Origin of the sequence: Priestia sp. JSM ZJ58 (assembly GCF_044383985.1) — a bacterium.
GTDB lineage: Bacteria > Bacillota > Bacilli > Bacillales > Bacillaceae_H > Priestia > Priestia zanthoxyli.
On record NZ_JBISEM010000001.1, the window covers coordinates 2,116,328 to 2,127,969 of the forward strand.

Here is an 11,642-nt window from a genome sequence, read left to right on the forward strand (position 1 = left end):
GGGCAGCTGCCTGGCTTTTTTGTTTGGAGCTGCCTGTTATCTTTTTTGAAACATATGGTAAAATAAAAGAAATGAGAGACAAAGGAAGTGTCATAATGACGGAAACTGTTCAGTTAATTAAAAAGCTTGTTTCGATTCCCAGTCCTTCTGGAAATACAGAAAAGGTGATTTCATTTGTCGAAGACTATGTAAAAGAGCTAAATATTCAAACGTATCGCAATCGAAAAGGAGGCTTAGTCGCTACTATTCCCGGTAAAGATACGGATCATCACCGCATGCTGACGGCTCATGTCGATACATTAGGTGCTATGGTAAAAGAAATCAAACCGAGTGGACGTCTGAAAATCGACTTGATTGGAGGGTTCCGCTACAATTCCATTGAAGGAGAATATTGTGAAATCGAAACGTCAGCAGGAGAAGTATTTACAGGGACCATCCTTATGCATCAAACATCTGTTCATGTGTATAAAGATGCAGGTAAAGCTGAGCGAAATCAAGATAATATAGAAATTCGATTGGATGAAAAAGTACATAGCGCAGAAGATGTTCGCAGTCTTGGAATTGAAGTCGGCGACTTTGTTTCGTTTGATCCTCGTGTAGAAATAACAAAAAGCGGTTTTATTAAATCTCGTCATCTCGATGATAAAGCAAGCGTAGCTTTATTGCTTCAGCTCATGAAAACAATTCAAGAAGAGCAGATCGAACTGCCATACACTACGCACTTTCTTATTTCAAATAATGAAGAAATTGGATACGGAGGAAATTCTAATATTACGCCTCAAACGGTAGAATACTTAGCGGTTGATATGGGTGCCATGGGAGATGGACAATCTACTGATGAATACACCGTGTCTATTTGTGTAAAAGATTCAAGCGGCCCATATCATTACGGTTTGAGAAAGCATTTGGTGGAGCTAGCTAAGCAGCATGATATTCAGTACAAATTAGATATTTATCCGTTTTACGGATCAGATGCTTCTGCTGCTATTCGTGCCGGGCATGACATCGTACACGGCTTAATTGGTCCAGGAATTGATTCTTCTCATGCGTTTGAGAGAACGCATCAAGATTCATTAAACCATACGTACAAGCTTCTTTACCACTATGTGCAATCGAACATGGTTCTGCTTTAAGAAAGGAATATTTAATTAGTGTATTTTTATGCAAAACAAAGAGCAGGACGGGACTGTGATGTCTGTACTTTCCTTTCCTAAAAAAGAAGCCGGCTGTCCGGCTTCTTTTTTTAATAAATACTATATATTTTTTTACTGGTGAAGCAACAGTTGGTAAAAAAAGCACCTTTTTTAAAGAGGTATAATACGGCTTAAACCTTTTGTACATTTTGTTCATTTACAGAAGTTAAAATGTTTTTAAATTTTTAAAAGTTTCTTGTGACAAGTTTTGTAGAATGGGTTTTCAAAAGGATATGGTTTCGTCATAATGTGGATATAGCGATCACTACAATAATCGGAGGCGAATCTTTTCATGTGGGTACTGACGGTATATGCTGGAAAAGAAATGAAAATGTTTGAATTTGAAACTGAAACGCAGGCGAGAGAAGCTTTTGCAAAAACAAATGGCTGTAAAGTTCTTTCAGAAGTCGTGTATTATAATGATCCTCATTTAACATTAGTAGCTATATAATGAAAAAACAAGAGCTGACTTTATGCTCTTGTTTTTTCATAGCTTCTTGTATCTTACGAAAAGAATAGAGTTGAAATAAAAAAAAATGTACGCTATGATATGGTAGTTACTTCTATTATTCTGATAGTTTAAAAGGTTCATATATATCAAACAGCAACAGTAAAGATGCCAAGAAGGCTTAATAGGGAAACTGGTGAAAGACCAGTACTGCCCCCGCAACTGTAAGTGTGGACGAACGAGTATAACCACTGTGGAAAAATCACGGGAAGGTTCTCAAGTAGAATGATACACAAGTCAGGAGACCTGTCTTTATTGTGAAGTTTCTATTTCTCCGGGGAGCGGGAAGGGAAACGTTGGCTTAAAGTGGCATTCGTGTACACTTTTATTCTGACGTTTTACCCGCTCGCATATTAGCGAAGCGGGTTTTTCTCGTAGCACAAAACTACATATCGTGCAAAAAAGGTGCGCAATGTTCACATTGCGTTAAATGGGAAGTCTGGTGTGAAGCCAGCGCGGTACCCGCCACTGTGAAGAGGAGCTGATTGCATATGCCACTGTATTCGGGAAGGCGCAATCAAGTGATGAATCGAAGTCAGGAAACCAGCCTTTTTCTAATGCGAAGCTTACCCTACGGGATATAGGTGGAAGTGCAAAAACTTAGTTTGAATTTTTCTGCGCCTCTATCATTGATAGAGGCGTTTTTTTAGTAAAGGAGCGAATAAGTGTGACGACGTGGAACTTAAATGGAACAAAACATCACGTATTGATTTGTAATGGAAGCAGCTGTATGAGAAAAGGTGGAGAAGAAGCCACGCAAGCTATTCGAAATAAAGTGACTGAACTGAATCTAGATGAAGCGGTTCACACAACCCGTACGCGCTGTAACGGAAGATGCAAAGATGCTCCTGTAGCTATCGTGTACCCTTCAGGAGATTGGTACAAGCAGGTCACTGAAAACGTAGCTCATCGAATTGTTGAAGAACATTTAGCAGGAGGCTGCAGTATAAAGGAATCACTTATTTATGAATATGATCAAAACGGTTTTGTTTCTCCGGAAAAGAGTGACTCCATAGAAGGAATTGACAAAGTAAAAAGTAACGCATAAAGGAGGAGCTAGCATGAAAGGTAAACTGTTAGTTATTGGATTCGGCCCAGGAAGCTTTGAACATATTACACAGCGAGCAAGAGAAGCCATTCAAGAAAGTGATATGATCATTGGTTATAAAACCTATGTGGAATTAATTCAAGGACTATTAACGAATCAGCAAATTATTAGTACAGGAATGACCGAAGAAGTAAGCCGTGCACAAGAAGCCGTAAAGCAAGCTGAAGCGGGAAAAACCGTGGCGGTCATTTCAAGCGGAGATGCAGGAGTATACGGAATGGCCGGCCTTGTGTATGAAGTGTTGATTGAAAAAGGATGGAAAAAAGAAACGGGCGTAGAGCTGGAAGTGATTCCTGGCATTTCGGCTATTAATTCATGCGCATCCCTCCTTGGGGCGCCCGTGATGCATGATGCCTGTACGATTAGTTTAAGTGACCACCTTACGCCTTGGGAGTTAATCGAAAAACGAATCGAAGCAGCTGCACAAGCAGATTTTGTAGTAGCTTTTTATAATCCGAAAAGCGGAAGACGCACAAGACAAATTGTGGAAGCGCAAAGGATTTTATTAAAATACCGTTCCCCCGATACGCCTGTTGGTCTTGTGAAAAGCGCTTATCGTGACCGTGAAGAAGTGGTAATGACCAATTTAAAAGACATGTTAAATCATGAAATAGGCATGCTGACTACCGTTGTTGTCGGAAATTCATCTACGTTCTTTTACGATGACTTAATGATTACACCGCGCGGGTATCAGCGTAAATATACCCTCAACCAAACAGAGCAGCCGCTAAGACCGCATCAGCGACTTCGAAAAGAAGCAGAACCATGGGCTCTTGATCAAGAGGAGACTGTAAAGCAAACGGCTTCAGCTATTGAAGATGTTCAGAACACAAAAGAAGAAAAAGCAGCTTCACGAGCTCTGGCAGAAGAAGCGCTTCAAGCAATTTTAGGTGAAACTACTTCACCGGTCGTACACCAGCCAATTGAGTCTATTTTTGAAGTGGCAGTTAGTCCAGGGCTTGCAAATAAGAAGTTTACGCCCGTTCAAATGACAACACTAGCAGAAGTTGTTGGTGAAAAAGGTACGATGGAGTATACGCCTGACCATCAAATCAAACTGCAAATTCCAACGGCTCAGCCAGATGTGATTATTAAAAAGCTCCAATCAGCTTCCTTTTTACTATCTCCAGTCGGAGACGTGTTTACAATTAAAGCGTGTGATTTTTGTGATGGAGAAAAAAGTGACGCCATCCCGCATACGGAACAATTACAAAAGCGTCTCGGTGGAATGGACATGCCAAAAGAGCTGAAGCTTGGTATTAATGGATGCGGTATGGCCTGTTACGGTGCTGTTCAAGAAGATATCGGCATTGTCTACAGAAAAGGTGCGTTTGACTTATTTTTAGGGGCTAAAACGGTTGGACGAAACGCCCATTCAGGTCAAATTGTGGCGGAAGGCATAGCGCCCGATGACATTGTTGAAATAGTGGAGAACATTGTCCATGAATATAAAGAAAAAGGTCATCCAAATGAGCGGTTTCATAAATTCTTTAAGCGTGTGAAGAATGTTTATGGATTCGACTATCAAGATATAACACCAAAAATAAAAGTAGAACCAGCTCCGTGTGGAGATTAAAAATGGGAGGGCATTATATGAAATCAGTTTTATTTGTCGGTCATGGAAGTAGAGATCCTGAAGGGAACGATCAAATTCGCGAGTTTATCTCGACTATGAAGCATGATTGGGACCCATCTATTTTAGTAGAAACGTGTTTTCTAGAGTTTGAACGTCCGAATGTAAGTCAAGGCATTGATACATGTGTGGCAAAAGGAGCGACAGATGTAGTTGTAGTTCCAATTATGCTCTTGCCAGCTGGCCACTCAAAAATACATATTCCGGCGGCTATAGATGAAGCTAAGGAAAAATATCCACACGTAAACTTCGTGTACGGACGTCCCATTGGCGTTCATGAAGAAGCCCTTGAAATTTTAAAAACGAGATTACAAGAATCAGGAGAAAATTTAGAAACTCCAGCTGAAGACACGGCTGTTATTGTCTTAGGGCGAGGAGGAAGCGATCCTGATGCAAACAGTGATTTATATAAAATTACGCGCCTTCTTTGGGAAAAAACAAACTACAAAATCGTCGAAACTTCTTTTATGGGCGTGACCGCTCCATTGATTGATGAAGGAGTGGAACGATGTTTAAAACTGGGCGCTAAAAAAGTGGTTATTCTCCCGTATTTCTTATTTACAGGAGTACTAATTAAGCGTTTGGAAGAAATGGTGAAGCAGTATAAAATGCAGCATGAAAACATTGAGTTTAAGCTAGCCGGCTATTTCGGTTTTCATCCAAAACTGCAGACAATTTTAAAAGAACGTGCTGAAGAAGGATTAGAAGGCGAAGTGAAAATGAACTGCGATACATGTCAATATCGCCTCGGCATTATGGAGCATATTGATCACCATCATCATCACGATCATGATCACGGGCACCATCACCACGATCACCATCACCACGATCACCATCATGACCATCACCACCATGAAGATAAGGTCGGCGAGTTAAAATGATTTTATTGTTAGCGGGAACTAGCGATGCACGTGCATTAGCTGTTCAAGTGAAAAAAGAAGGTTACGACGTTACGGCGACGGTTGTAACCGACAATGCAGCAATCGAATTACAGCGAGCAGAAGTGAAAGTGAAAATTGGACGTCTCACACAAGAAGATATGATGACTTTTATAAACGAACATGGTGTAAAAGCTATTGTGGATGCAAGTCACCCCTTTGCCGAAGAAGCATCTAAAAACGCCATCGGTGCGGCTGCTGAAACATCGATTCCTTACATACGCTATGAGCGGGCTTCGCAGGCTTTTACCTACGACAATATGACGATGGTTTCTACGTATGAAGAAGCAGCTGAAGTAGCAGCTGAGAAAAAAGGAGTTATTATGCTGACAACAGGCAGCAAGACGCTGCAGGTTTTTACAGAAAAGCTCCTTCCTCTTTCAGATGTACGGCTTGTTGCTCGTATGCTTCCAAGGCTGGATAATATGGAAAAGTGTCAGCAGTTAGGATTGCCGCAAAAAAATATTATTGCTATTCAAGGTCCGTTTACAAAAGAGTTTGATCAAGCACTGTATAAGCAATACGGAGTGACGGTCATGGTCACAAAAGAAAGCGGAAAAGTTGGATCTGTGGATGAAAAAGTGGAAGCAGCTAAAGAGTTAGGCTTAGATATCATTATGATTGGGCGACCGAAAATTGAGTATGGGACCGTGTATTCCACGTTTGAAGAAGTGGTTCATGCTTTAGTAAACCAAACTAGGAGTTGATTGAGATGGATTTTCGTACAGAATTTAAACCGTTAACTGTTCAGCCTCAGCAAATTGAAGGAAAAAGTTTTGAAATGATTACAGAAGAGCTTGGACCTCATCCGTTTACAGATGAACAGTACCCAATTGTTCAGCGGGTAATTCACGCGTCTGCAGACTTTGAGCTTGGACGCAGCATGCTGTTTCATCCAGATGCGATTCAAGCAGGAATTAAAGCCATTCGCAGCGGCAAGCAAGTGGTTGCAGATGTACAAATGGTGCAAGTAGGAACAAACAAGCAGCGAATTGAAAAACACGGCGGTGAAATCAAAGTTTATATTTCAGATCCGGACGTAATGGAAGAAGCAAAGCGCTTAAATACAACGCGTGCAATTATTTCTATGCGAAAAGCAATTAAAGAAGCAGACGGCGGGATTTTTGCAATTGGGAACGCACCGACAGCGTTACTTGAGTTAATTCGTTTGATTAAAGAAGGAGAAGCGAAGCCTGGGCTTGTTATTGGTCTGCCGGTAGGGTTTGTTTCAGCGGCTGAATCGAAAGAAGAACTTGCCAAACTTGACGTGCCGTTTATTACAAACATCGGGCGAAAAGGCGGCAGTACGGTAACGGTTGCTGCATTAAATGCAATTTCAATTCTTGCAGATCAGGTGTAACGCATGAAGGAAGTACCAAAAGAACCTAAGAAACTCAGAGAAGGCTATACGACGGGCGCTTGTGCAACTGCAGCTACGAGAGCAGCTCTGCTTACGCTAATTTCAGGAGAAGTGCAAGAGGAGTCAACGATTTACTTACCTGTTGGTCGCTTTGCTACGTTTCATCTTGAAGAATGCGAGTATCGCACAAGCAGCGCTGTAGCCAGCATCATTAAAGATGCTGGAGATGATCCCGATGCCACGCACGGAGCGCTGATTATTTCTGAAGTTTCGTGGTGTAATGGTGCAGACATTATCATTGATGGAGGAGTGGGAGTAGGGCGTGTGACAAAGCCCGGTCTCCCAGTTCCTGTCGGTGAAGCAGCCATTAACCCTGTGCCAAGAAAGATGCTGAAAGAAACGGCTGAACAGCTTCTAGCCCAATACAACATACAAAAAGGCGTTAAGATTGTCATCTCGGTTCCTGAAGGAGAAGAAATGGCGAAAAAGACATTAAATGCGCGTCTAGGTATTTTAGGAGGCATTTCGATACTGGGGACGCGGGGAATTGTTGTTCCGTTCTCAACAGCTGCTTATAAAGCAAGTATCGTGCAGGCCATTAGCGTTGCTAAAGCGAGTAATTGTGAGCACGTTGTCATTACGACAGGGGGACGAAGCGAAAAATATGGAATGAAACAGTTCCCAGAACTTCCGGAAGAAGCATTTATCGAAATGGGAGATTTTGTTGGATTTACGTTAAAACAATGTAAAAAGCAAGGAATGAAAAAAGTGTCGCTCGTAGGCATGATGGGAAAGTTTTCAAAAGTCGCGCAAGGCGTTATGATGGTTCATTCAAAAAGTGCACCTATTGATTTTAATTTTTTAGCAAAAGCAGCTTCTGAGTCAGGCGCTTCTGCTGAACTGGTAGAGGAAATAAAAGGCGCAAACACAGCTTCTCAAGTGGGAGATTTAATGACGCAAAGCGGTCATCATCAGTTTTTCGAAAAACTGTGCGAGTACTGCTGTTTATCAGCATTAAAGGAAGTAGGGGACGGAATCGATGTCGATACGTCTCTTTACACATTAAAAGGAGATTTTTTAGGACAGGCGGTGCAACATGGCAATTAAAATTATTGGAATTGGTGACGACGGGAAGTTAAGTCTACTTCCTATGTATGAACAGTGGGTGTATGAAAGCAATGTGCTAATTGGAGGAAAGCGTCACCTTGACTTTTTTCAAGATTTCGAAGGAGAAAAAGTAGCCATTGAAGGAGGTCTTTCTTCCCTTGTTGAACGTTTAAAAAACGAAGAAGGAAATGCGGTTGTGTTAGCCTCAGGCGATCCGTTATTTTACGGAATTGGAAGCTATCTTTCTGCGAAGCTAGACGTTGAAATATATCCTTATTTAAGTTCTATTCAGCTTGCATTCTCACGTCTAAAAGAGCGATGGCAAGACGCTTATTTTACAAGCGTGCACGGCAGAAGTATAAAAGGGCTGGCTCAGCGCATTGACGGTTATAAAAAAGTGGCGATTTTAACCGATGAGCAAAATTCTCCTAGTGCTCTGGCAAACTACTTGTTATCATTCGGCATGACAGAATACAAGATGTTTGTGGCAGAGAATCTAGGTGGAGAGGCGGAGCGCTGTCAGCTGCTTTCGCTGGAAGAGGCGGCGAATCAACTCTTTTCTCCGCTTAATGTCGTGATATTAAAGCAGGTAGAAAAAAGCCCAGTCTGGCCTCTTGGAATAGAGGACGATGAATTTATTCAACGCAAGCCGGACAAGGGACTTATTACTAAAAAAGAAGTTCGTACACTTAGTATTAGCGCCCTGCAGCTAAAGAGAGACAGCGTGGTGTGGGATATCGGAACATGTACGGGTTCAGTCGCGATTGAAGCAGCTAAAATTGCGCGTGAAGGACAAATTTTTGCTGTGGAAAAAAACGAAGCAGACTTGGAAAACTGCAGGGGAAATCTAGCGAAATTTCGAGTAGATGCCCATACTGTGCACGGAAAAGCACCGGAAGGGTTAGGTGAGTTTGCTGATCCTGATGCGGTGTTTATTGGAGGGACAGCAGGAGGCATGGAAACCATTTTAGACGTGTGCTGCAGCCGATTAAATTCAGGAGGGCGCATCGTATTAAATGCCGTAACGATTGAAAATTTGGCAGAAGCGATGAAAGCTTTTAAAGAGCGAGGATTTGAGACTGCTGTTACCCTTGCACAAGTTTCAAGAAGCAAGCCAATTTTACACTTAACACGATTTGACGCTTTAAACCCCATTTATATTATTACAGCCAAAAGAGGAGAATGAACATGATTGGAACATTGTACGGACTTGGAGTTGGACCAGGAGATCCAGAATTGATTACAGTAAAAGCATTTCGTAAATTAAAAGAATCACCCGTTATTGCGTACCCAAAAAAGCAAAAAGGAAGCAAAAGCTACGCCCAAAAAATTATTGATGTCTATTTCAGTGCAAATGAAAAAGACATGCTAGGCCTTGTGTTTCCAATGACAAAAGATCCTGCTATTTTAGAGAAAAAATGGACCGAAACAGTGGAACGAGTATGGGAAAAGCTCCAGGAGGGAAAAGATGTAGCATTTGTGACAGAGGGAGATCCTATGCTTTATAGCACGTTTATTCACATGATGCGCCTGATGCAAGAACGTCATCCTCAAGCTCCTATTCAAGTAATTCCTGGTATTTCATCTATTAACGGGGCTGCGTCTCGCTTAGGCATTCCATTAGCAGACGGTGATGAACATGTGGCCATTGTTCCTGCTCGTGAAGATTATGAAACAATGAAAAAAGTATTGGTGGAAAACGACTGCGTTATTTTTATTAAAGTGGCTAAAGTCATCGATTTTATGGTCGGTCTTTTAAAAGAGCTTGATCTGCTTGAAAAAGCATCGGTGGTAACAAAAGTAACGTCAGATGAAGAAATTATTTGGAAAGCTTCAGAACTAGAAGGAGCCGATTTACAATACTTAACGCTAATGGTGGTGCGAAAATGAAGTTATACATAATCGGAGCTGGACCCGGAGATCCAGATTTAATTACCGTAAAAGGCTTAAAATTACTTCAGCAGGCAGATGTTGTTTTATACGCTGACTCACTAGTAAGTGAAGAGCTAGTTGCTAAGTCTAAACCAGGAGCTGAAGTGTTAAAAACAGCTGGTATGCATTTAGAAGAAATGGTCAGTACGATGCTTGATCGCATGCGTGAAGGAAAAATGGTTGTAAGAGTTCATACCGGAGATCCGGCTATGTACGGAGCCATTATGGAACAAATGGTGCTTTTAAAAAGAGAAGGCGTTGATATTGAAATTGTTCCGGGAGTCAGCTCCGTATTTGCTGCAGCAGCAGCGGCTGAAGCAGAATTAACCATTCCAGATTTGACTCAAACGGTTATTTTAACTCGTGCTGAAGGAAGAACGCCTGTACCTGAGTTTGAAAAATTAACTGATTTAGCAAAACATAAATGTACCATTGCTTTATTTTTAAGTGCGACGCTCACAAAAAAAGTAATGAAAGAATTTATAAGCGCCGGTTGGAGTGAGGACACGCCGGTTGTAGTAGTCTATAAAGCAACGTGGCCAGATGAAAAAATTGTTCGCACGACGGTAAAAGACCTGGATGATGCTATGCGAACAAACGGCATTCGTAAGCAGGCGATGATTTTGGCAGGCTGGGCCCTTGACCCCCACATTCATGACAAAGATTATCGATCAAAACTTTATGATAAAACATTTACCCATGGCTTTCGAAGAGGAGTGAAGTCGGAATGATTCAACTCCAAGAAGGAAAAAAAGCTCTCATTACACAGCGCGGGGATTATGCTGTCGTGGCCATCACGAAGCATGGCGTAGAAATTGCAAGAAATCTAGGCCGCACTTTTCAGCAGTCCGATGTGTATTACATGAGCAAGTTTGAAAAAGGAGACGAAAGAGAACAGAACATTCAGCTGTTTTCAGGAAGCGTGCGGATGCTCTTGCCTTCTCTTTTTGAATCGTATAAAGGACTTATTATTATTATTTCACTGGGAGCAGTTGTGCGTATGATTGCCCCTATTTTAAAAGATAAGAAAACGGATCCTGCGGTTGTTGTCATTGATGATAAAGGCGAAAATGTCATCAGCGTGCTTTCAGGTCATATCGGAGGAGCAAATGAGCTTACGCGTGAAGTTGCGGCAGCACTTGAAGCTCATCCTGTTATTACAACAGCATCCGATGTTCAAAAAACGATTCCCGTTGATTTATTTGGTAAGCGCTTTGGATGGGTGTGGGAATCAGCAGAAAAGCTAACCCCTGTCAGCGCTTCTGTAGTAAACGAAGAAGCAATAGCGGTGGTTCAAGAATCAGGTGAAAAGGGCTGGTGGCACTATGAGCACCCTGTTCCAGCTAACATTAAAACGTACTCATCGATTCAGACAGCTCTAGAAGCATCGCCAAATGCAGCCTTGGTCGTAACGCATCGCAATTTAAAAAAAGAAGAAGAAGCGATCTTAGAAAACGGTGTTCTTTACCGTCCAAAAGTACTGGCGATTGGGATGGGGTGCAACAGAGGAACAAGCGCAGCGGAAATTGAAACCGTTATTGAAAAAACGCTTGCTGAACTTCAGTTTTCAATGAAAAGTGTAAAAGCATTATGTACAATAGAGTTAAAGAAAGATGAAGAAGGGCTGCTAGAAGTGGCTTCTAAGTACGGCTGGGAGTTTGTCTATTATTCGCCCCAAGAGCTAAACAGCATAAGTATCCAACAGCCTTCAGATACTGTCTTTAAATATACAGGTGCATATGGCGTTAGTGAACCTGCTGCTATGTTATACAGCGGTGCTGATACGCTTGAACTTGTGAAGAAAAAGTCAGGGAATGTCACCATTTCAGTGGCGCTTATTCCATATGACTAAAGGAGAGAACA

The 11,642-nt window shown here is 41.7% G+C and carries 12 protein-coding genes and 2 riboswitches; all 12 genes read left to right on the plus strand.

Annotated features, from left to right (window positions below):
- Positions 1 to 95 precede the first annotated feature (95 nt).
- The 12 genes from ACH6EI_RS11255 (at position 96) to ACH6EI_RS11310 (ending at position 11,631) form a co-directional block, all read left to right on the plus strand.
- Positions 96 to 1,133 carry a M42 family metallopeptidase gene (locus tag ACH6EI_RS11255; RefSeq protein WP_047750842.1) on the plus strand — a complete coding sequence of 346 codons (1,038 nt, stop codon included), beginning with the start codon at positions 96 to 98 and terminating at the stop codon, positions 1,131 to 1,133.
- 352 nt (positions 1,134 to 1,485) lie between these two features.
- Entirely contained in the window at positions 1,486 to 1,644 is a 159-nt protein-coding gene (locus ACH6EI_RS11260) for a hypothetical protein (RefSeq protein ID WP_014459832.1), read from the plus strand.
- Positions 1,645 to 1,790: 146 nt separating this feature from the next.
- Positions 1,791 to 1,969: riboswitch (cobalamin riboswitch) on the plus strand.
- Between the two features lie 118 nt (positions 1,970 to 2,087).
- Positions 2,088 to 2,267: riboswitch (cobalamin riboswitch) on the plus strand.
- Positions 2,268 to 2,368: 101 nt separating this feature from the next.
- On the plus strand, positions 2,369 to 2,749 hold the full coding sequence (locus ACH6EI_RS11265; protein WP_033579174.1) for a (2Fe-2S) ferredoxin domain-containing protein: 381 nt from the start codon (positions 2,369 to 2,371) through the stop codon (positions 2,747 to 2,749).
- 13 nt (positions 2,750 to 2,762) lie between these two features.
- Positions 2,763 to 4,385, plus strand: coding sequence for a precorrin-3B C(17)-methyltransferase (cobJ, locus tag ACH6EI_RS11270; protein WP_034269175.1), 1,623 nt, complete (start codon positions 2,763 to 2,765; stop codon positions 4,383 to 4,385).
- A 17-nt stretch (positions 4,386 to 4,402) separates the two neighbouring features.
- Positions 4,403 to 5,323 carry a sirohydrochlorin chelatase gene (locus ACH6EI_RS11275; RefSeq protein WP_098999417.1) on the plus strand — a complete coding sequence of 307 codons (921 nt, stop codon included), beginning with the start codon at positions 4,403 to 4,405 and terminating at the stop codon, positions 5,321 to 5,323.
- Positions 5,320 to 6,087, plus strand: coding sequence for a precorrin-6A reductase (gene cobK / locus ACH6EI_RS11280; RefSeq protein WP_033579172.1), 768 nt, complete (start codon positions 5,320 to 5,322; stop codon positions 6,085 to 6,087). Before ACH6EI_RS11275 ends, cobK begins: the two co-directional genes overlap by 4 nt.
- A 5-nt stretch (positions 6,088 to 6,092) precedes the next feature.
- The gene (locus tag ACH6EI_RS11285) at positions 6,093 to 6,740 is read left to right on the plus strand and encodes a precorrin-8X methylmutase (RefSeq protein ID WP_013083415.1); all 648 of its coding nucleotides are present in this window, start codon (positions 6,093 to 6,095) and stop codon (positions 6,738 to 6,740) included.
- Between the two features lie 3 nt (positions 6,741 to 6,743).
- Entirely contained in the window at positions 6,744 to 7,847 is a 1,104-nt protein-coding gene (locus ACH6EI_RS11290; protein WP_033579170.1) for a cobalt-precorrin-5B (C(1))-methyltransferase, read from the plus strand.
- Positions 7,837 to 9,033, plus strand: coding sequence for a precorrin-6y C5,15-methyltransferase (decarboxylating) subunit CbiE (gene cbiE, locus ACH6EI_RS11295; protein ID WP_099331065.1), 1,197 nt, complete (start codon positions 7,837 to 7,839; stop codon positions 9,031 to 9,033). The genes ACH6EI_RS11290 and cbiE overlap by 11 nt, the downstream gene beginning before the upstream one ends.
- 2 nt (positions 9,034 to 9,035) lie before the next feature.
- Positions 9,036 to 9,737, plus strand: a complete 702-nt coding sequence (gene cobI, locus ACH6EI_RS11300) for a precorrin-2 C(20)-methyltransferase (RefSeq protein ID WP_033579168.1) — start codon at positions 9,036 to 9,038, stop codon at positions 9,735 to 9,737.
- Entirely contained in the window at positions 9,734 to 10,510 is a 777-nt protein-coding gene (gene cobM / locus ACH6EI_RS11305) for a precorrin-4 C(11)-methyltransferase (protein ID WP_033579167.1), read from the plus strand. Before cobI ends, cobM begins: the two co-directional genes overlap by 4 nt.
- Positions 10,507 to 11,631 carry a cobalt-precorrin 5A hydrolase gene (locus ACH6EI_RS11310; protein ID WP_098999399.1) on the plus strand — a complete coding sequence of 375 codons (1,125 nt, stop codon included), beginning with the start codon at positions 10,507 to 10,509 and terminating at the stop codon, positions 11,629 to 11,631. Before cobM ends, ACH6EI_RS11310 begins: the two co-directional genes overlap by 4 nt.
- Positions 11,632 to 11,642: the final 11 nt, after the last annotated feature.

Coding starts and splice junctions, on each gene's coding strand:
- ACH6EI_RS11255 (WP_047750842.1), top strand. CDS start 96: ATGACGGAAACTGTTCAGTTAATTAAAAAGCTTGTTTCGATTCCCAGT.
- ACH6EI_RS11260 (WP_014459832.1), top strand. CDS start 1,486: ATGTGGGTACTGACGGTATATGCTGGAAAAGAAATGAAAATGTTTGAA.
- cobJ (WP_034269175.1), top strand. CDS start 2,763: ATGAAAGGTAAACTGTTAGTTATTGGATTCGGCCCAGGAAGCTTTGAA.
- ACH6EI_RS11275 (WP_098999417.1), top strand. CDS start 4,403: ATGAAATCAGTTTTATTTGTCGGTCATGGAAGTAGAGATCCTGAAGGG.
- cobK (WP_033579172.1), top strand. CDS start 5,320: ATGATTTTATTGTTAGCGGGAACTAGCGATGCACGTGCATTAGCTGTT.
- ACH6EI_RS11285 (WP_013083415.1), top strand. CDS start 6,093: ATGGATTTTCGTACAGAATTTAAACCGTTAACTGTTCAGCCTCAGCAA.
- ACH6EI_RS11290 (WP_033579170.1), top strand. CDS start 6,744: ATGAAGGAAGTACCAAAAGAACCTAAGAAACTCAGAGAAGGCTATACG.
- cbiE (WP_099331065.1), top strand. CDS start 7,837: ATGGCAATTAAAATTATTGGAATTGGTGACGACGGGAAGTTAAGTCTA.
- cobI (WP_033579168.1), top strand. CDS start 9,036: ATGATTGGAACATTGTACGGACTTGGAGTTGGACCAGGAGATCCAGAA.
- cobM (WP_033579167.1), top strand. CDS start 9,734: ATGAAGTTATACATAATCGGAGCTGGACCCGGAGATCCAGATTTAATT.
- ACH6EI_RS11310 (WP_098999399.1), top strand. CDS start 10,507: ATGATTCAACTCCAAGAAGGAAAAAAAGCTCTCATTACACAGCGCGGG.